Here is a 19,380-nt window from a genome sequence, read left to right on the forward strand (position 1 = left end):
TGCATTAGGCGCTTTAACGCTAGATAAGAGCAATCCAAGAAGGAGAAGAAACCGGAACTGTTAGTCGAGAAGCTATTTTCCAGATTCTTTAGCCAAGGGAGATCGATCGTACTGTCGCAGCAGATCGGCGGGATCGTCGTAAATAGCGATCGCACCAGATAATTCCTCATCACTAAAACCACCAGAACGAAAAGCAATAACTCCTACACCCGCTTTTCCAGCAGATTCAACATCGTAGGGTGTATCAGCTAACATTACCGCTTTATCAGGCTCTAAATCAGCTTTTTGCAAAGCAACTTCCACAATATCCGGTGCAGGTTTTGAGTTTTCCGCATCGTTAGAAGTTGTCTGTTCTGGAATTAAATCATCTACACGAGCAATTTTTAACAAAATATCCATTTCTTGCGAAGTAGCTGAACTGGCAATAATTAAATGTAACCCCTGATCTTTCATTTTTTGCACCAATTCTCGTGAACCGTTAGTAGCAACTAACTCAGAAGAAAATTTATTAAGAATCAATTCCTTGCGGCGATCGGAAAGTTTTTTGCAAATTTCCTCCTTACCATTGAGTTCTGATACCAACTTGGGAATTAATTGATCGCTACCCATACCAATTAAAGGGCGCACATCTGCAAATTTTATTTCATATCCATAGTCAGCAAATGCCTCTACCCAAGCTTGTGCGTGAGCATCATTGCTTAAAACCAGAGTTCCATCTACATCTAAAAGTACACCCTCTAACGGCATGATTCTCTCCTTCAAGTTAATTGCTTGATTATTGACATAGAGAACGTCAGAGTTCATCTGTCTTTAAGAAGAGGAGAAAATAGCGGATAGCTAGAAAGCCTATTCTATGAGTTCTTGTGTGGAAATGATTTACAATTTACATTATACCCAAGTAAAAAGAACCGTTATGGAAAGAATGAGAAAAGAACGATCGCACCAATCACAAAAGATAGAGCTATTAAAAATATATGCGACTAAAAAATTATCTTCCATTCAACTCTAAACTACTGTTACGCCAACAATGATGAACTCTTTACGATTCCTATCTTTTACGCTTATCCTGTGCGGTTGTCTGCAAAATTTAGCGATCGCTTCTGCACCAAATTTATCGGCCCACTTCAGCAAAGCTAATCAAATTAACGCTCAAATTGAACCTGCAACTGATGAAGCATTTTACAATGGAACCGTGCAGCAACTCGAACAAAGCACTAAAGGCTGCAAAAAAACCCAAAGAACGATCGGTAATATGACTTACCAAATTTGTACCATTAACGGTCAACCAGTGCAAGCTTCAGAAGCACTGACTCAAGAGGGAGATGGTTTAGGATATTGGTTTAAGAATAAACAAGTTAGAGCAATTCGCTTTTTTCATAATGGCGATCTGGCGATTTTCAACGATGGGAAATTAGCAGCTTTGTTTTATGATGGTGATAAAATGAAAACTGATTTTACCGCATCGGAAAGGAAAGAATTAGAAGCGACTGCTAGAACTGGCTATCGCCGGATTTTTCAGGTGTTTAAAATTCAGTAATCGGGGAGAGTGCGATCGCTCAATAGTTAACTTTAAACTATTGAGCAGCTTTTTGGATGGAGGAAAGCAGTTAGTAGTTCCATTATATGTTTGAATTTTAGTAGATGCGATCGCTTAAAACAAATTAAATATTCAAAACCTGACAAAGTTCTTCAACAGATTTCATCGGTAAATAAAGTTTCATTGGTTCTTGTTTGAACGATTGAAAACCATATTTTTGATAGAAATTTGCGACTCTCTCATTTAAGGCTTCTGCTATTATTGCTAAAGATGCGACTTGTGCAGTTGCTAAGAGTGCTTTTTTGAGGGCATCTATGAGAATTAGCTCACCTAAATGTTTACTTTGTTGAGTGCGATCGACCGCCAAACGACCGAGCAAAGTAGCAGGAAGCAACGGATAACGAGGTAAATTTTTAGCAAAAGATTCGCTCAGTTCTGTTAATGCGATCGTGTATGAAGAAAGAGTGTAATAAGCAATAACATCTATATTCGGAGAATCAACTAAAACAAATACCATTGCCACTCTCTTTTTAAGATCCTGAGAAGCTTGTTTACGGATGTAATTATCAAGGCTTTCTTCTCCACAAGAGAAACTTGAGCGATTATGTTTGTGGCTATCAAGTAGTTTGATCGTTAATGCCATTTTCCATCACTTGTTTGTAACGCAAAGCCGCTGTTTTCAATGCTTCATTAGGCGACGGAGGATTGAGCAAAGCATTTACAAAAGCTTCGCTATTTTCCAAGTTAAGCTTGAGAGTTTGGTGCTGTTCAATCACTTTAGAAGCTGCTGCTTGAACGCTGGCGATGACAAAATCTGTCAAGGTAAGTCCTTCTAAATCAGCGGCTTTTTGCCAAATAGCTTTAATTTCTGGACTGACACGCGCTTCTAATCTGGCTGATGCTTGCGATCGGCTAGCTTTTGGCATAGCGAAATAAGGGTTCTAGTTTTCTTTATTATACGGCAAAATGCCGTATTTGATTGGGATGGGGGAAGGGCGATCGCTTGACCCAAAGTAACATATAAGTTACTATAATTTTATTATGGAAGTTCAAGAATATCTTAGAGAAGATGGCTCAAGCCCTTATCAAGAATGGTTTGATAGTTTGGATGCCCAAGCTGCAGCGAAAGTGACAGTTGCTAAGTCTCGTCTTGAATTAGGCAATACATCAAACGTCAAATGGTTTGAGGGAATAGGTGAATACAAGATCGATTGGGGGCCGGGATATCGTATTTACCTGACTCAGGAAGGTGAGGAACTGATAATTTTGTTTGGTGGAGGGACAAAAAAAGATCAGCAGTCGGATATCGATCGAGCTAAGGAATTGTACCAAGAGTACAAAATGCGAAAGAAAGAAGCTAACGAAGAGCAAAATAAAGAGACTAAGAAAAAGAAGAAAAAAAAGAGGTAATTATTATGTCATTAACTAGAAACTTCAAAGAAACCGTTAACGCAAGAATTCAGCGAGATTCAGAATTTGCAACAGCCTTGCTTGATGAAGCGATTTACCTTTTTCTCAATGGTGAACCAGAAACAGCAAGACTTATACTAAGAGAGCTTGTAAATGCAACTGTAGGTTTTGAAGAAATGGCGGTTAAAACTTCTATACCGAGCAAAAGTCTTCACCGGATGTTATCTGCAAAAGGTAATCCTACAATGGACAATCTAACTACTATATTTGATGTTCTCCGTAAAACGTTAAATGTAGATATTAAGGTTGAAACAGTTGCTAGAGTATAAAAATCTTGTTGGCAAGTAATCCATCAATTTTACTGTTTCAACATAAAATCAAGCATAACAAAAAATTTTTGGATTTTCTGCCTAAAAAACTCTAACATAAATATGCGTTTAAGGATGTGAAAAAATGTCACTTGCACCAGTTGAAGAAAAAATGTGGGAAAAATCTCCTTCAAAAAGTCGTACTAAAATGTCTGAGTTTGACATTAACAATAAGTATGAATCAGGAGAGAAGAGAATACTTACCGAAATCAACCGTGAAAAACTTCCGAGTTTTGTCGAAGCATTATTAAAAAATCCTAAGTACATGAATTTGCGACCAGATTATCAGAGAAGGTGGCGTTGGGATACTAAGATGCAGTCACGATTGATCGAGTCATTTCTGATTAACATTCCCGTTCCACCTATTATTCTTTATGAGATTGATTATAATTCTTATGAGGTAATGGATGGTCAACAGAGAATCACCGCTATTCGGGATTTTTACACAAATCAATTTGCGTTGACTGGACTTGAACTTTGGCCAGAACTAAATCGACTTAAATACGAAAATCTGCCTGAAAAAATTAAAGCTGGTCTTGATCGTCGTTCTATCTCATCTATCGTAATTATTAGAGAATCAAACTTCGATCCAGACGAGGCGTTATTTTTAAAACAGAAGACTTTCGAGCGTCTTAATACTGGTGGAGTCGATTTGAGTCAGCAAGAAGTACGACACTGCTTGTATTATGGAAAATTTGATTCTTTATTAATAGAATTAGCACGTAATCCCATATTTGCTCAGGCATGGGGAATTCCTACCGATGATAAGAATCCAGAATTATCAACGAATACTCTTTATAAAAAAATGGAAGATGCCGAGTTAGTTCTCCGTTTTTTTGCTTTGCGGAATGTAAACCATTTCCGTAATGGTATGGAAGGATTTCTTGATTTGTATATGAGGAAAAGCTTGAAATTTTCTGAAAAAGACATCAAATTTTTGAAAGAGCTTTTTTTACAAACAATCAATCTAGCTCACCGAATTTATGAAGAAAATTTGTTCAAACCCTTTGTACCGGAGTCTGGAACTTGGCAGAAAAAGTCTTATAAAGCTTACTATGATGCTGTTATGGTTGGGTTTAGCAAACATTTGCATGAAGCAGAAATATTGATCGCTCGAAAATCGAGAGTAATTGAAGAGACAAAGAAACTCTTTGAGAAAGAGGAATCGCGTCTTTTAACAGGTGAGGGTAGAACTAAGGCTGATATCCAAGATCGAATTAGGATATTTGACGAAATGCTCTCGCAAGTTATTGGGGAGTAGCTTGCAATGTTTGATGAGCTTCTCCAAACAGTGAATGTGAATATCTCCACAGTACAAAAAATTATTCAAACTAACGATAAGCTTAGAGGAATTTTATTTGCAGAGAAAAGCGCAACACAAGAGAAATCAGAGGAAAATACCGAACTTACTCAATTAATAGAAAATCTTCCTAGCGAACGAGAGTGGCTAGTCTACGATCACTGTGCTGTAGTAACGCGATTGTATGCGATTTATGAGCGATTTGTTGAAGATTTAATCACGGATTGGCTTAAACTTCTACCCAGCATTGTTCCTATTTATTTACATTTGGAAGAAAGGATTAGAGTGACACACCAAATAGGTGTTGGACGATTATTAGTCGATCTAAAAAAAGAAAGATTTCAAAGCCTTTCTATTAAAGAGGTTATTCAAGGTTTATTGAGCGGTGAGACAGGTAAACAAGAATATAATCTAATACCTGATGCTTTTCTATTTCATGAGCAGAATTTACGTAAAGACGTACTAGAGAAATTGTTTGCTGATGCTGGTATTCCTAATGCCTGGGTTTGGGTACAGAAACATAGAGGGATTAAGCAATTTGTCGAAGAGATTCGTGGCAGTCAGAATACTGCTGAAGGTGAACTAAAAGATTTTATAACTTATCGAAATGATGCAGCACACGGAGCTATTGTAGATAATATTCTAAGTACTAAAGAACTGCTAGACTTAAGCTACTTTATAGAGGCTTTGTGCCAAGCTTTAGCAGAGTTAGTAACTTTTCAAGTGATTTCGTGGGAAAATTCAATAGTTAAAGCTAAAGAAATTGGTCAAATTACAGAGTGGTATAACAAGCCTAAAGCAGGAGTTGCGAGAGTCAAGGAAATCACTTTGTCTGTTGCAGAAAATCTTTTTCTAGTTAGCGAGGCATCCTCATACTGTCAGTTGGCTAAGATTGAGAGTATTATGATTGACGATATTTCCCATGAAGAGGTTACTATTAGCAGCGAACAGGAAGTGGGGTTGAAGTTTGATATTGATGCGAAAAAAGGATTTAAACTTTATGTAATTTTAGTGAGTGATAACCAAGTAGTAATTTCTGCCTTTCTCTTCTTAGTACAAAGTAGGTTATACCGACTTGCATCACTACTTATATAGGACTACTATATAGTTGAATGAATAAGCGATCGCTCTTTTTATTACAGGTTGCGATCGCCTGACATAAAGTAATAAAATAGAGCTTGGTTTATGACAATTATAGAGGCTATTAAAATTGTATTGCAAGAAAGTAAGGAACCTTTAAATTATAAGCAAATATATAAAAAAATAATAGAAAAAAATTTATACGATGTTAAAGCACAGAATCCAGAAGGAGTTGTTAATTCTCAAATAAGGAGGCACTGTTTAGGGCTTAATTTTCCTTCTGCAAACCCCGTTAAGCATTTTCGGGTAGTTGACGAAAATAAATATTTAATAAATGATGGTATTTCTGGCTCTAAAAAAATCACTAAAAAGGAGGTTGAGCTAAAACAAGAGGAGCTATTGCCAGAAGAAAAGGTAGATATTGCTTACAAGCTGCACATTTCTTTGGTAAAGCAACAGTTATTAGATATTATACTAAAAGCAGATGATGCTTTCTTTGTAAGGCTAGTAATTGATTTATTGCTTAGAATGGGTTATGGATACGATCAAACAAACAGTGGTGAGTATACTGATGGGCCTTATGATGAAGGAATTGATGCCGTAATAAAGCAAGATGAATTAGGTCTTGAGTTAATTAAAGTTCAGGCTAAAAAGTATGCTCTAGAACGAAAAGTTGATGTGAAAGAAGTTAGAGCTTTTGCTGGCGCACTAAATAAAATGAAAAAAGGAGTTTTCATTACAACTTCTGATTTTACTAAACCTGCTCGTGATTTTGCCCAAGATCATGAAAAGACTATTAGTTTAATCAATGGAGATCTCCTTGGTGAATTAATGATTTCTCATTTAGTAGGAGTTGCTGACATAAAAACTTATAGACTTGTAAAAATTGATTTGAGTTACTTCTCTGAAATAACCTAAACTACTGACTGAACAAAGAAAGCTCAATAAATAAGGAGTGAAAATTACTGAAATCACCCTTAATTCAGACCAATTCAAGGAACTACTGAAAGCTTCAATTATTGAACTATTTCAAGAGAATCGAGAAGAGTTTTCTAAACTGCTATCAGAAATTATCGAAGATATTGCTATGGAAAGAGCAATACAAGAAGGAGAAGAAACCGAAACTGTTAGCAGAGAAGCTATTTTCAAAATTCTTTAGCCAAAGGAGATCGATCGCACTATCCCCCCCAATTAACTGGAACGTTGTAAATTGCGATCGCTCGATCGCTTAAACTGAATCTGTTACCAAAAATTAGTTATTTAGAAGGTTGATCTACCTGAGTCGGAACATCAAACAGATTAAAGCGATTGAGAAAACTAATAGTACCTACAGCTAAAATTACTCCCAAACTAACACCAACAACAATCAGAATTAAGGTGAAACGTTTCAAACTCTGTTTTGCTGCTTTTACCTCTTTACTCTGGGTAGTCGTTAGTTCTACTTCTTGATTAATCGGCTGTTGATGCTTATTTATATCAACCAAGCCGTTAGAGTCATCATATTCGGAATTATTAAATGGATGCTGGTTCATAGTTTTGTTTTTTTTGCGATCGCTAATTACCTGCAAATATTCTTCCCTAGTCACATTTATCCAAGTATCCGTTAGCAGTTGCGTTGGTAGCTACTCATAAACAGTACCATTAATATGCAACCATCATATTTTAAACAAATCCCTCAACCTACGGCACAATATAGGGAAGTCAACAATGGAATATTTATGGCTAAGAAAGGTAAAAAGCACAATCTCCAATGGATCAAAGAAACTCTAGAGTTAAAAGAAGACCACAACTGGAAATCAACCCCAGGAACTCGCATCTTTGTTGCTGGAAGAGGGGCAGTACGCTTCGATGTGCCCCAAGATTGGCATTTTGAACCAGATACCAAGTCATTTCGGTTTTTAGACAAAAAACCACCAAATGATGATTGTCGCTTAGAAGCTTCTTATAACTTACTTCCCCAAGGCGATTGGTCAGAATTCCCCTTAGTTCCCCTATTAAAGCAGATTGTTCGCGATGATGAACGGAATCCGATCGCACAAGGAGAAATCATCCAATTCAAACGCCAAACCGCCCGTGTCGTGTGGACAGAAATTAAATTTATTGACCCCAACGAAAACCGCGAAGCATTTTCTCGAATTTGCATTGGTTTAGGTTCTGGCGTGCAATGTTTAATTACCTTTGATTTTTGGGCCGATCAAGCAGAAACGCTAATTCCAGTATGGGATACAGTGATGAATTCTTTAGTTCTCGGTTTGTATATCCGCGATCCTCGCACAGGATTTGCCTTACCTGATTAACTCAGTGTAAACCCTTAGTAAAAGCTAGGTTAATTTGGTTTTTTTCCTTATTTCCTTGCTTGACAAAATTTAATGTATTTGCTATGTAAAATGTGCTATCAAATAAATAGAGGCGTATTTAACCTGGAGGCGTTATGTTTCTCAAACAGAAGCAAACCGGGGATTTGATAGAAGTGTTGGTACTTGCAGATCTTTATAACCCTTGTAAAACCGAGATTCTTGGTCAATCTCACTCTGGGGAAGAAATGCAAGACCCGGAAATATTCCCGAAATCAGAATTGATTTTTCCTTCCGGCGAACCTTTACCTGTTTGCTGGATAGACTCTCACTATAATGAAATTCCTCCGCGACCTGTTGCGCTCATGGCAACCCCATAATTGTAGGGTGCGTTAACGCAGTGTAACGCACCAAAATTGTTAGTTGAGTGTATGTTACATCTACATTTAATGCACTCTACAATTTAAACAAAATATGAGTTGATGGTGTGTTACGGCTACGCCTAACGCACCCTACAATTTTGGTTAAAGTTGGAAATTAAATGATTATGCAAGCTGAAGATAAAAAATATTTTAACCGCAGATTCACGCAGATAAACGCAGATGAAAATTGGCTTTAGCAAGAGTTATTACGAATCGGTTATTTTACCTTTGGCAATTAGGTAAATAGATCCAGGAAGCCAAAATAAAAGTGCTGTTCCTAATTGAAAAAAGTTTTGGGTACGGAAAGCATCATATAAATAATATATTGTAGAAATTAGACCGATCGCACCAATTATCCGCAGTGTATATGGGTGACTTTTGGGGAAAAAACAGAAGATGGCAATAACGATGCACACTCCCACCAGCAAAGCTGTACCCCCATAGAACAATGATAGATTTTCAGGTGGTCTGGTGGCTAATATCTCTCGAATTTGCAACAGGAGAGAAATAGCTGCAATTACGGAGAGGAATCCTAAAATATTATAGAAAGTTCTGTTCATCGTTTTTTGCTGTTTAGATATGTTTATATTAATTCTGGATTAGTGACGAGCTCTTTTGGCATGAAAATACGATCGCAAAGGGGACACAAGTAGCTTAAAATAAAATTTTATCCGCCATTTGCCAACCCCTCGCTATGTTTTGTGACTACCTGCAACTTATCCTCACCGCCCGTGTTTACGATGTAGCTCAAGAAACTCCTTTAGAATACGCATCTAATCTTTCTAAAAGGCTAAATAATAAAATCCTGTTAAAACGGGAAGATATGCAATCTGTCTTCTCTTTTAAATTGCGGGGTGCTTATAACAAAATGGCACAACTACCGCCTGATATTTTAGCGCAAGGCGTAATAGCGGCATCTGCGGGAAATCATGCCCAAGGAGTTGCCCTTGGTGCTAGTAAATTGGGAACAAAAGCAATTATTGTGATGCCTGTAACTACTCCGCAAGTAAAAGTTGATGCGGTGAAAGCTAGAGGCGGAGAAGTTGTTTTGTATGGCGATACTTTTGATGAAGCTTGTGGTTATGCGCGGCAATTGGAAGTAGAAAAAGGGTTAACTTTTATTCATCCTTTTGATGACCCTCATGTGATTGCTGGACAAGGTACGATCGGCATGGAAATTCTGCGACAATATCAGAAACCAATCCATGCTATTTTTGTGGCAATTGGTGGCGGTGGTTTAATTTCCGGTATTGGTGCTTATGTAAAACGCATTCGTCCAGATATTAAAATTATCGGTGTAGAACCTGTGGATGCTGATGCTATGTATCAGTCTTTAAAAGCAGGCAAAAGGGTAAAGTTACCGCAGGTTGGTTTATTTGCTGATGGTGTAGCAGTGCGAGAAGTGGGAGAGGAAACTTTTCGCCTGTGTCAGGAATATTTGGATGATATTATTTTGGTGAATACTGATGATACTTGTGCGGCAATTAAAGATGTTTTTGAGGATACGCGATCGATCTTAGAACCAGCTGGCGCATTAGCGATCGCAGGTGCTAAAGCTTACGTCGAAAGAGAGCAAATTGCAGGACAAACTTTAGTTGCCGTCGCTTGTGGTGCTAACATGAATTTCGATCGTCTACGTTTTGTCGCAGAAAGAGCAGAATTAGGCGAACATCGAGAAGCGATTTTTGCCGTCACAATTCCCGAAACACCAGGTAGTCTCCGCAAATTTTGCGAATGTATGGGAAGACGCGGTTTAACCGAATTTAACTATCGCATTGCTGATGAAAAAATTGCCCATATTTTTGTCGGAGTGCAAGTAGAAAATCGCGCCGATGCTGCCAAAATGGTCGAAACTTTTGAATCGCATGGATTGAAAACAATTGATTTAACAGACGATGAATTTACCAAATTACATTTACGTCACATGGTTGGCGGACGTTCTCCACTTGCACACAATGAATTATTGTACCGTTTTGAATTTCCTGAACGTCCCGGCGCATTAATGAAATTTGTTAATTCCATGAGTCCGAATTGGAATATCAGCGTATTTCATTACCGCAACAATGGCTCAGATTACGGCAGAATTGTTGTCGGAATTCAAGTACCACCTGATGAGATGAAAGAGTGGCAAGCATTCCTTGATACCTTGGGTTATCGCTATTGGGATGAAAGTCAAAATCCGGCTTATAAGTTATTTTTGGGGTAGGGTTTACTGTTAAGCTTCATATTGGCAATAATATGCCAGAACAAGGATATTTAAGATATGATTTCATCTTTGAAACCCGTTGAGTGGGTTGGAAGTTCCCTGGAAGATGTGAGGGAGTTCCATAGCTCAATGCGGTGAAAAGCATCCTTCAGCTAAACCACTCAAAGGATTTAAAGGTGCTGGAGTTCTTGAAGTTGTGGAAGACTTCGATGGAGACACTTATCGAGCAGTTTACACGGTGAAACTCGTAGCGTTTACAAGCTCAAACGCGGGTTATTAGTACTTAATCAAACTAATTAAAAGGTAATAAAAAAAACTTAATAATCTGATTAAGCAGCGTTGTAAACTGTTGGTTCTGGAAGTGGTTCGCCAGTGGCTTCGTAAGCCAAAATTAATGACTCCAAGGCTTCAGTGCCATTGGCAAAAGCTTCCTCATAAGTATCACCATGAGTCCGCCAACGCTGTCCGGGAAAATCAGGAAATCCCACTAAAAAGCAGTTGTCTTCATCAGACCATTGAATGAGAATTTGATACTTAACTTTCATCATTTTTTTTGTGTAATATATGTTACGAATACCAAAATTTTCACTATTATACCTATGATATTTCCTACAGAACCCAAGCCAATACTTGCAAAAAATATTGCAACAAAGAATCCAGAAATTCCACTGAAAAGTAAGAGCATTGGTAATCCAAACACGAAAAAATTAGTTACTAAAAGAAACTTGAAATCAGTGTTAGAACGACAACGAAAACTAAAGATTATTTTTAATAAAAACACCACAGTTAATGATAAGCAAAATAACATGATTGGCTATATCAATATTTGTTCAGATAAAGCAAATGCAACTCTTGATAACAGTCAATCAGAGCAAGCTAAATGTCGCCAGGAAAGCAAGAATCAAGCTAATAAGGAAACAATTGATAAATTACGGCAATTTGGCTTAAGTGACGAACAAATTGCAAGAGCGTTAAATTTATCATTAGAGGTGGTTAAGCAAGTGAATGATGAATAAATCTGTTAAGCTAAATATTTTTTACTTCTTGGGATAAATTTTCAGGATAACTTTTATCCTGGTGAACTTGCAACGGATGATTTAATGGAATAAAGTACCTGCACCAAGGTGCAAAATGCAACTTGGTAACAGGACAAAAGCAAATTGACACTTCAAACGCTACCTATATAAACTCGCCGAAAAATGCTCCAACAAGCAAAGGTTATGCGTAGTTATGCTTACCACTTAAGAAGTATACGAATTGATAACAGACAAAGCATAGAAAAAAGATTGTCTTTATCAAGTTTTTATATTAGAAAGAGAACTATGTTAATTATGTGAAGTTATGATAGTAATCTCACCAAAAAATCCCGAAACAGAGTGTGTTAGTTTATACATATATCCCTGTCCTCAAAAGATCTAGAACTTTGGGTTCTAAATAATGAGAAAATACTAAAATCGCTGATCGTAAAATTGTCTATTAAGGTATCATGGCTCAAATTCAGTTTTCTAAAGGCATCAATGAAGAAGTTATTCCCGATGTACGGATTACCCGATCGCGGGATGGAAGTAATGGCACAGCTACATTCTATTTCCAAAAACCGAAAGCACTCAGCAGTAACAGTACAGACGAAATTACTGGAATGTATTTAGTTGATGAAGAAGGGGAATTAGTAACCAGGGAAGTAAAAGCTAAGTTTATCAACGGTCAACCTGAAGCATTAGAAGCACTTTACATTATTAAATCTGCTGAACAGTGGGAGCGATTTATTCGGTTTATGAATCGGTATGCCGAAGAACATGGTTTAGGTTTGAACAAATCAGAAGAATGAAATAAATAAACTGGAGGATGAGGTTAATTTTACTACTTCATCCTTCTTTTACTTCAATGAAATTTATGAGCAACTTGCCACATCCCGACAAATCTAAACTCATAGTTAATTGTGCAGTAATTACAGTTAGTGATACTCGTACAGAAGAAACCGATCGCAGCGGAAATTTAATAAAAAATTTATTACTAGATGCTGGTCATATAGTAGGAGCTTACGCTATTGTCAAAGATGAACCAGTGCAAATTCAACAGCAAATGCAGATTTTGAGTAAACGATCGAATTTGCAAGCTTTGATTTTCAATGGTGGTACAGGGATTGCGCCAAGGGATACAACTTATGACGCGATCGAAAAGTTACTCGAAAAAACTTTGCCTGGTTTTGGTGAGTTGTTTCGCTTTTTGAGTTATCAGGAAATTGGCTCGAGAGCGATCGCATCTAGAGCAGTAGCGGGGATTTACCAAAGCAAATTAATCTTTTCTCTTCCTGGTTCTAGTAATGCCGTAAAACTCGCAATGGAAAAATTGATTTTGCCGGAACTGGTGCATTTAGTAACTCAACTTAACCCTAACCTCACCAAAAATTGACGGATATTAGTCAAAATAGTAGCAATGAAACCGGAAAGAAAGCAAAAAAATAAATTTAGGTTTTGGTTGCGTTGTTTCGGTAAGCGATCGCTACTCATCGGTTTATTTGTATTATGCTTAGTCTTAGGAATTTTATTACTATATAACAGCGCCATTTTATATGCAGCCTCCCAAAAACCAGTCGGCGCTATTTTAGTATTAGGCGGAAGTATAACTAGGGAAATTCACGTTGCCCAATTAGCGAAACAATCACCCGAAATCCCAATTTTAATCTCTCACGGTTCCTTAGCTCCTTGTATTTTACTAATATTTCAAAGAGCCGCTGCTCCCATTGATAATGTTTGGCTAGAAAACTGTGCCAATTCCACTTTTGGGAACTTCTATTATAATTTACCAATTCTCAAACAATGGCAAGTAAACAAAGTTAAACTAGTTACTTCAGCCACCCATTTACCGAGAGCAATTTGGTTAGCGCAAATTATGTTAGGTTCTCACGGAATTTGGGTAGAATTAGAAATAGCAACAGAAACTCATGGCGTGCCCGCTAATCGCGAATCATTTTTTGTAACTACAATAGATGTAACTCGCGGGTTAATTTGGGCGATTGTGAGCCAATTTCATGAACCAAAGTGTACTAATTTAATCCCTCTTTCTCAAGTGGATTTAAATATTTGGAAGATGAAAGGCTTTAAATGCGAAAGACAAGCTAATCTAGGTTATTAATTAGGAATAAATGATATGAAAGAAAAGCCAATTCTGACAATTGTAACTCCGACAACTGGAAAATATTCTGATTATTGGTTAGAACAGTTATTAAAAATTAAAGGAAATGTTGAATTTGTCTTAGTTTATTACCCTAGCGTTCCGATTCGTCCCTTAGATGACCCAAGAGTTAAAATTTTAACCAGTCCCTACAAAGGGGAAATGATGCAAAGATTTGTTGGGTTACTTAATGCTACTGGTGAATATGTTTTAGCTTTGGATGATGACGATTTTGTACATCCTGATGTAGTGCATTTGACGAGTCAGTATTTTGAGAGATTTCCCGACAGCTGCATTTTAAGATTAAAAAAAGAAAACATTGATTTTAAAGACCAAGAACGAATTAAACAAGATTGGGAAGAAATTCCTGATGTTCGACAATTAGAGATTTGTAAGAAAACCCCAGAAAATCCTTTTCCTTATCAGCAAGGTAATTACAAAGGTTTGTTGGAAGTTCCGGTTATTCCTTTAGACAAGAAGCTAGATTTACAATTTGCATTGTTGCCTTTTACAGGTAGAAAAGATAATTTAGGCTATCATTTTGAAAATTTCAATAATGTAGTTTGGCAAAATAAATTAGTGCAACAAGCACTTGTAGACCTTTCCCAAACTACAAAAGTATTGGGTGCAATTACCTGGATACCTTCGTCAGGTTTCGATCGGTTATTAGGGGTTTTTGTCCAGGCTAAATACTTCCAAAAAGATGCCATTATTGGACATTGGATGCCTAAACCAGAACAAATTCGTTATATTGATAAACCTCCAGAATTGAAACCCCCAAGATTTCATGTAATTTCTGATGCTTTGTTAGTTAAAAGATACCCGCAATATGGATATCTATGGAATCTGTTTTTAGAAAAATTGTATGGTGTACCTAGAACTATAGGTAAATTCGTAAAATGGAAATTGTTAAAAAAATAAAGTGATTTCGCGTAGATTAATGCAGTAAATTTGGGAAATTTTCTAAAAATAGACAGTAAGTTATGATGAAAGTAGTTGCGTAATCCAATCAATATGGCAAACAACTTACCGCCTATTTATTTTTACCTACCTAACTGGGAAAATTTGGCTGACACTATCCCTAAAGATCCAGATATTTACTTACCTGGAATGTATCAAGATGGTGTTTATTGTTGGATTTTGCAAACATATCTTCGACTAAAAGCGGATAATTTTCCCTGCGAACTAGTGGGAGCTATACCTACGGAAGGGATTGTTTTAGCGCATCGTTCATCTTTGGTGGATAATTTTAGACCAGGAGCAAAAATTCTTTTAGTTTGTATGTTAGCGGATAAAGCTCCTCATCCTAACGCCCAGATTCATATTGTGTTAAATCGTCAGGAAGGTATATTTAAAAATTCAGAAAAAATATGGCAGAGTGCGTATATGCCTCATTGGAGGCAGCCTGGATTAATTCCTCGCAATGCTTCCAGGGGTGATAAATTTGAAAATGTGGCCTATTTTGGTCATGAAAGAAACTTAGCACCAGAGTTAAAAACAGCAACTTGGAATAAGCAACTGCATGAATTAGGATTAAATTTTCAGATAGTTAATCGCGATCGCTGGCATGATTTTAGCAATGTAGATGTAGTATTGGCTGTGCGGAGTTTTGATAATCAAGATTATGCCAATAAACCAGCTACTAAACTTTATAACGTATGGCACGCTGGAGTGCCAGCAATTTTAGGTCGTGAAACAGCATATCAGGCTGAACGGAAAAGCGATTTAGATTATATTGAAGTAAGTTCGCTCAATGAAGTTTTGGTGGCGCTTAAGCGACTACGAGATGAGCAAAATTTCCGTAATGCGATGGTGGAAAATGGGCGAATACGTGCCGAAGAAACTAAACCAGAAAACGTAGTTAAACAATGGCGTAATTTCATCATTGAAGAAGCTGTTCCTGCTTATGAAAGTTGGTGCAATACTCCTAGATGGAAACAGAAAACACTTTTTCAACAGCAATTTTTGTCTTTGAAAATGCGGAATGCTCGAATAAATTTGCAAACTCAAATGAATTCCTTTTTCTCATTACTCCGAACTAGTAATAAATTGATAGCTACCATTATTATTTATTTCAGTAGTATTAGTTCGATAAACTACTGATTGAATAGTTGCTAGAGGAACTTCGTAAAAATACTGGCGGCGAAATTGTTCTTCTTGGACAGCTGCTAAAAACTGAGCGATCGCTTCAGTAGCTTTACTATCCAAATTTGATGAAGGCAATTTCTGGTTATTAGTAATTTGAAATTTTCCATTCCAATTTGTTACTTGAAAACCCAAATTAGCTAATGTTTCTAATCCCACATATAAGCAAGTATCACTAATTCCTAATTTTTGTTGTAATTGATCTGGTGTGGCACTTTTTCCAGTACGGCTAAGATATTTCGCAATTCCTACTAACTCTTCCCAAATTTGACTAGGTGATATTTGTTTAGGAGGTGGATAAGCAATCGCTAACTTTCTGTTACTTTGCAAAGCTTGGCGAAACCATAATTGTAAATCATCCCAATTACTAGGACATTCTTTCACAATGAATGGTTGATAATTAGAATTTGCCGAGGGAGAAACTTTTGCATCTCGCCAATCTAAAATTCCCTCTAATTGATATTGATTAATGTTATTAAATAAATCAACATTCTCTGCACAGGAACGCACAGCAATTAATCGCACTTCATAACGTTTTTGGTAGGTGTTAAAATCTAGTTCGACGATCGCATCACAACGCCCTTGAGGAATTTCATCTTTATAATGTCCCCACCAAATCCCAGGAAACCCAACTTTAGTTGATTTATCTTTAATTATATAATTAGTTTTAATGTATGTAACTTTATTACCAATTGCATCTTTTATATTGTAATTTTCCAAATTGTCAAACCAGCAATTTTTAATCATTAATTGAGGCACAGGGTTGCCCATACCACAAGGTTCTAAAACTTTCATTTCCCGAAACAAATCTTGACTTAAATCTGCTACGTTTACTACTAAATCTGCTGTGATTACTCGATTTAACTTATTCGGGTCGGCTCCAATTTGTTGTCGTAATTGATGATTAATTGCTTCCGTAAATAGGGGAATATTTTCAATTGGAAGACTCAAACCTGCTGCAAAAGGATGTCCACCAAATCGATGCAATAAATGTGCTTGATCTTTAACTAATTGATAAAGGTCAATTTGATTAACAGAACGCGCCGATCCTCTGGCAAAATTAATATTTTCTGATGCTTCTTCTGCTGTTTCTACACTTAATAAAATAGTTGGGCGGCCTGTTTCTTGGGCGACTTGTCCTGCAACTAAACCTAAAACTCCCACAGGCCAACCTACTTCTGTTAAGACGATTATACTAGTGGTTGATAGGTCTAATTGCGCTAATTTTTGCCATACTTGTTTTTCTACATCTTTCTGTAATGCTTTGCGGCGAGAGTTAGCTAATTCGGTTTCAGAAGCTAATTTTTCGACCTGTTTTAAGTCTCGACTAGTGAGCAATTCTACACAAAAAGTAGCGTCTCCTTGAATGCGGCTAACGGCGTTAATTCTTGGGCCAATACCAAAGGAAATATCAGTTGGTCGATCGCCACTTTTCTTGCAAAGTTCCAGTAACCTACCTATCCCTGGATGTCGCCTTAATTTAGGTGGTTTTTGTAAATCTGTTTGCAGTTTTTCAATGCCTAATTTGGCTAAATATCGACAATCACCTCTCAATTGTACTAAATCAGCAATTAATCCGATCGCCACTAAATCTAATAAATCTTCTAATGGTTCTTGAGGAACATTTGGCAGAGTTTGATAAAGTGCTTCTACTACTTTATAAGCAACAGCAACACCCGAAAGATTAAATAATTGATGATCTGGGAATAAATTGCGGGGGTTAATAATTGCAACTACTGGCGGTCTTTCTGGCAATAGTGTATGATGATCGGTGACAATTACATCAATTCCTAACTGTTGGGCAAATTCAATTTCGATTAAATTAGTACTACCAGTATCACAAGTAATTATTAATTTAATTCCCTGTTTAGCCAGTTGTTCAATTCCCTGACAATTCAAACCATGAGACTCAGTAAAGCGATTCGGCACATAATAGATTAGTTGGGTATTTTGCGGAAAAAACTGCCCTAAACCTTCCCATAAAACAGTAGTGGAAGTGATACCATCAGCATCAAAATCTCCCCAAATTGCAACAATTTCTTGCTCATCTCTTGCTTTGTGCAATCTTTCCATTGCCCAAGACATTTCCTGACCAAAATCAAAGGGACTCGCAGGTTTGTAAAGGTCAGTATTTAAATATTCTGCTAATTGTTCAGGATTACGGATTCCCCTTTGCCATAACAATTGAGCAGCATAATTACCAGATAATTCTGGAACTTGTTGTTTAACTGCATTAATTAACCATTCTGGCGGTTGAACTGTTGGCTGAATTTGCCATTGAGGTTGCTGCTGAGGCATTTTTATTTCCTTAAATTACTGTTTCCACTATTAAGAAATAGGCGAAATATCGGGATTGTCTTCAAGTGGCAATGGGGCATCACTTGCCATTACTTTAGTAGCCGCTTCACTCACAACTTCCGAGGTTTTGGTAGATGGACGACGGCGCGATCGCTTATATGCAGCCCTCTCTGCTTTTTCCCGTTCATAAGCAATTAGTCTGCCATAATACTCATGTTTACTCAAGTTCATCGACAAGAAAATGTGCTGACGGGTATTACCGAAACCTTTGCGAGTAAAAAATTTCACTGCTGGCGTATTAGCTGGATCGGTATCCACTAACATAAAACGCACCCCATCTTCAATCATCCGTTCCACCAGTTTATCAACTAATTTGTCACCAACACCTCGACGTTGAAAATTAGGATTAACTCCCAGCCAAATAATGTAACCGTAAGTCCAAGTTGCTTTGTTAATAATTGTACCTAAAACAAAGCCTGCTAATTGTTCGTCTATTTCCGCAACTAAACAATATTCTGGATCGGTATTGTACAGTCCGATGACCTCCCATTCATCCCAAGTGCGATATAAATAGGGATACAAATCACTGGTGAAAATGTCTTCACCCAAATGATACACGGGAGCAATATCATCTATTTCCATGTTGCGGATATAGATCGCGTTATAGTTTTCTGCTTGACTCATAAATCAATGATTAACTTTTCTATTACTTAGCCTAAATCTATAATAGATTTAATTGGCTATACTACTATCATATACTGCTGCTGAATTATGAATAGCCTAACTTCATTATTAGATAATGCCACAATTTCACAATGGCAACCCGCTACAGACCTAACTAGCACCACTAAACCAGAAGATTATCAAGCAATCGCACCTGTAGAACTTTGGGTTTACTGTCAAAATCAATTATTTATTTATCATTTTGATTCCCAACAATATCTAGAGTCTCAAATTAGTCACTGGTTCCCTAATTACGATCTCAAAACTTTAATTCCACAATACATCGATCAAAGGATATTGTAGCAACTATCGATTAGTGTTTTTTGGGGCGATCGCTTTTGGCAAAAAAAGAGCGATCGTACCTAATCCCCCAATCAACTAATAGAAAAAAACTATACTATCTATCTAATCCAATTTGCGTTA

Annotated in this window: 25 protein-coding genes; 17 read left to right on the forward strand and 8 right to left on the reverse strand. The window is 37.0% G+C overall.

Annotated features, from left to right (window positions below; all coding sequences use genetic code 11):
* Nucleotides 1–72: 72 nt before the first annotated feature.
* Nucleotides 73–804: an HAD family hydrolase gene (locus IQ264_RS09205; protein ID WP_228061400.1), complete on the reverse strand. Its 732-nt coding sequence runs from the start codon at nt 802–804 to the stop codon at nt 73–75.
* Nucleotides 805–1,027: 223 nt separating this feature from the next.
* On the opposite strand from IQ264_RS09205, the gene IQ264_RS09210 reads away from it, so the two are divergent.
* Nucleotides 1,028–1,537: a hypothetical protein gene (locus tag IQ264_RS09210; RefSeq protein ID WP_193980455.1), complete on the forward strand. Its 510-nt coding sequence runs from the start codon at nt 1,028–1,030 to the stop codon at nt 1,535–1,537.
* 124 nt (nt 1,538–1,661) lie between these two features.
* Here IQ264_RS09210 and IQ264_RS09215 read toward each other — a convergent pair whose 3' ends face one another.
* Complete coding sequence (locus tag IQ264_RS09215; protein ID WP_193980456.1) at nt 1,662–2,180, reverse strand: GNAT family N-acetyltransferase; 519 nt, start codon at nt 2,178–2,180, stop codon at nt 1,662–1,664.
* Nucleotides 2,155–2,463, reverse strand: coding sequence for a DUF1778 domain-containing protein (locus IQ264_RS09220; protein WP_193980457.1), 309 nt, complete (start codon nt 2,461–2,463; stop codon nt 2,155–2,157). Before IQ264_RS09220 ends, IQ264_RS09215 begins: the two co-directional genes overlap by 26 nt.
* A gap of 115 nt (nt 2,464–2,578) precedes the next feature.
* On the opposite strand from IQ264_RS09220, the gene IQ264_RS09225 reads away from it, so the two are divergent.
* The 6 genes from IQ264_RS09225 to IQ264_RS09250 all read left to right on the forward strand — a co-directional run bounded on the left by IQ264_RS09225 (nt 2,579) and on the right by IQ264_RS09250 (nt 6,854).
* A complete protein-coding gene (locus IQ264_RS09225) occupies nt 2,579–2,947 on the forward strand; it encodes a type II toxin-antitoxin system RelE/ParE family toxin (protein ID WP_193980458.1) in 369 nt (122 codons plus the stop codon).
* Between the two features lie 5 nt (nt 2,948–2,952).
* The gene (locus IQ264_RS09230) at nt 2,953–3,276 is read left to right on the forward strand and encodes a DNA-binding protein (protein ID WP_193980459.1); all 324 of its coding nucleotides are present in this window, start codon (nt 2,953–2,955) and stop codon (nt 3,274–3,276) included.
* A 124-nt stretch (nt 3,277–3,400) separates the two neighbouring features.
* Nucleotides 3,401–4,576 carry a DUF262 domain-containing protein gene (locus IQ264_RS09235; protein WP_193980460.1) on the forward strand — a complete coding sequence of 392 codons (1,176 nt, stop codon included), beginning with the start codon at nt 3,401–3,403 and terminating at the stop codon, nt 4,574–4,576.
* A gap of 6 nt (nt 4,577–4,582) precedes the next feature.
* Nucleotides 4,583–5,710: an MAE_28990/MAE_18760 family HEPN-like nuclease gene (locus tag IQ264_RS09240; protein WP_193980461.1), complete on the forward strand. Its 1,128-nt coding sequence runs from the start codon at nt 4,583–4,585 to the stop codon at nt 5,708–5,710.
* 90 nt (nt 5,711–5,800) lie between these two features.
* Entirely contained in the window at nt 5,801–6,613 is an 813-nt protein-coding gene (locus IQ264_RS09245) for a restriction endonuclease (protein ID WP_193980462.1), read from the forward strand.
* A gap of 37 nt (nt 6,614–6,650) precedes the next feature.
* Nucleotides 6,651–6,854: a hypothetical protein gene (locus tag IQ264_RS09250; RefSeq protein ID WP_228061408.1), complete on the forward strand. Its 204-nt coding sequence runs from the start codon at nt 6,651–6,653 to the stop codon at nt 6,852–6,854.
* A 97-nt stretch (nt 6,855–6,951) separates the two neighbouring features.
* On the opposite strand, the gene IQ264_RS09255 is transcribed toward IQ264_RS09250, so the two are convergent.
* Nucleotides 6,952–7,281: a hypothetical protein gene (locus tag IQ264_RS09255; protein WP_193980463.1), complete on the reverse strand. Its 330-nt coding sequence runs from the start codon at nt 7,279–7,281 to the stop codon at nt 6,952–6,954.
* Nucleotides 7,282–7,341: 60 nt separating this feature from the next.
* Between IQ264_RS09255 and IQ264_RS09260 the strand changes: the two genes are divergently transcribed.
* Both IQ264_RS09260 and IQ264_RS09265 read left to right on the forward strand, forming a co-directional pair.
* Nucleotides 7,342–7,992 carry a hypothetical protein gene (locus tag IQ264_RS09260; protein ID WP_228061401.1) on the forward strand — a complete coding sequence of 217 codons (651 nt, stop codon included), beginning with the start codon at nt 7,342–7,344 and terminating at the stop codon, nt 7,990–7,992.
* A 134-nt stretch (nt 7,993–8,126) separates the two neighbouring features.
* A complete protein-coding gene (locus tag IQ264_RS09265) occupies nt 8,127–8,369 on the forward strand; it encodes an acetyltransferase (protein WP_193980464.1) in 243 nt (80 codons plus the stop codon).
* Nucleotides 8,370–8,617: 248 nt separating this feature from the next.
* Here IQ264_RS09265 and IQ264_RS09270 read toward each other — a convergent pair whose 3' ends face one another.
* The gene (locus IQ264_RS09270; RefSeq protein WP_193980465.1) at nt 8,618–8,971 is read right to left on the reverse strand and encodes a hypothetical protein; all 354 of its coding nucleotides are present in this window, start codon (nt 8,969–8,971) and stop codon (nt 8,618–8,620) included.
* 134 nt (nt 8,972–9,105) lie between these two features.
* Here IQ264_RS09270 and ilvA point away from each other — a divergent pair, with 134 nt between their 5' ends.
* The gene (gene ilvA, locus IQ264_RS09275; protein WP_193980466.1) at nt 9,106–10,617 is read left to right on the forward strand and encodes a threonine ammonia-lyase, biosynthetic; all 1,512 of its coding nucleotides are present in this window, start codon (nt 9,106–9,108) and stop codon (nt 10,615–10,617) included.
* Nucleotides 10,618–10,946: 329 nt separating this feature from the next.
* On the opposite strand, the gene IQ264_RS09280 is transcribed toward ilvA, so the two are convergent.
* Nucleotides 10,947–11,165: a type II toxin-antitoxin system HicB family antitoxin gene (locus IQ264_RS09280; RefSeq protein WP_193980467.1), complete on the reverse strand. Its 219-nt coding sequence runs from the start codon at nt 11,163–11,165 to the stop codon at nt 10,947–10,949.
* A 51-nt stretch (nt 11,166–11,216) separates the two neighbouring features.
* Between IQ264_RS09280 and IQ264_RS09285 the strand changes: the two genes are divergently transcribed.
* The 6 genes from IQ264_RS09285 (at nt 11,217) to IQ264_RS09310 (ending at nt 15,894) form a co-directional block, all read left to right on the forward strand.
* Nucleotides 11,217–11,633: a hypothetical protein gene (locus IQ264_RS09285; RefSeq protein ID WP_193980468.1), complete on the forward strand. Its 417-nt coding sequence runs from the start codon at nt 11,217–11,219 to the stop codon at nt 11,631–11,633.
* 470 nt (nt 11,634–12,103) lie between these two features.
* On the forward strand, nt 12,104–12,445 hold the full coding sequence (psb28, locus tag IQ264_RS09290; RefSeq protein WP_193980469.1) for a photosystem II reaction center protein Psb28: 342 nt from the start codon (nt 12,104–12,106) through the stop codon (nt 12,443–12,445).
* A 65-nt stretch (nt 12,446–12,510) separates the two neighbouring features.
* Complete coding sequence (locus tag IQ264_RS09295) at nt 12,511–13,029, forward strand: MogA/MoaB family molybdenum cofactor biosynthesis protein (RefSeq protein ID WP_193980470.1); 519 nt, start codon at nt 12,511–12,513, stop codon at nt 13,027–13,029.
* A 24-nt stretch (nt 13,030–13,053) separates the two neighbouring features.
* Nucleotides 13,054–13,752: a YdcF family protein gene (locus IQ264_RS09300; RefSeq protein ID WP_193980471.1), complete on the forward strand. Its 699-nt coding sequence runs from the start codon at nt 13,054–13,056 to the stop codon at nt 13,750–13,752.
* A gap of 15 nt (nt 13,753–13,767) precedes the next feature.
* Complete coding sequence (locus IQ264_RS09305; RefSeq protein WP_193980472.1) at nt 13,768–14,712, forward strand: glycosyltransferase family A protein; 945 nt, start codon at nt 13,768–13,770, stop codon at nt 14,710–14,712.
* Nucleotides 14,713–14,805: 93 nt separating this feature from the next.
* Entirely contained in the window at nt 14,806–15,894 is a 1,089-nt protein-coding gene (locus IQ264_RS09310) for a hypothetical protein (protein ID WP_193980473.1), read from the forward strand.
* Here the strand turns inward: IQ264_RS09310 and recJ are convergent.
* Together recJ and IQ264_RS09320 are read right to left on the reverse strand one after the other, a co-directional pair.
* Complete coding sequence (gene recJ / locus IQ264_RS09315) at nt 15,820–18,234, reverse strand: single-stranded-DNA-specific exonuclease RecJ (protein WP_193980474.1); 2,415 nt, start codon at nt 18,232–18,234, stop codon at nt 15,820–15,822. The two genes, IQ264_RS09310 and recJ, sit on opposite strands and share 75 nt — an antisense overlap.
* Before the next feature lie 30 nt (nt 18,235–18,264).
* On the reverse strand, nt 18,265–18,918 hold the full coding sequence (locus IQ264_RS09320) for a GNAT family N-acetyltransferase (protein ID WP_193980475.1): 654 nt from the start codon (nt 18,916–18,918) through the stop codon (nt 18,265–18,267).
* An 87-nt stretch (nt 18,919–19,005) separates the two neighbouring features.
* Between IQ264_RS09320 and IQ264_RS09325 the strand changes: the two genes are divergently transcribed.
* Nucleotides 19,006–19,260 carry a hypothetical protein gene (locus tag IQ264_RS09325; protein WP_228061402.1) on the forward strand — a complete coding sequence of 85 codons (255 nt, stop codon included), beginning with the start codon at nt 19,006–19,008 and terminating at the stop codon, nt 19,258–19,260.
* Nucleotides 19,261–19,380: the final 120 nt, after the last annotated feature.

Source organism: [Phormidium] sp. LEGE 05292 (genome assembly GCF_015207735.1).
In the GTDB taxonomy this organism is placed as follows: Bacteria; Cyanobacteriota; Cyanobacteriia; order Cyanobacteriales; family Aerosakkonemataceae; genus Floridanema.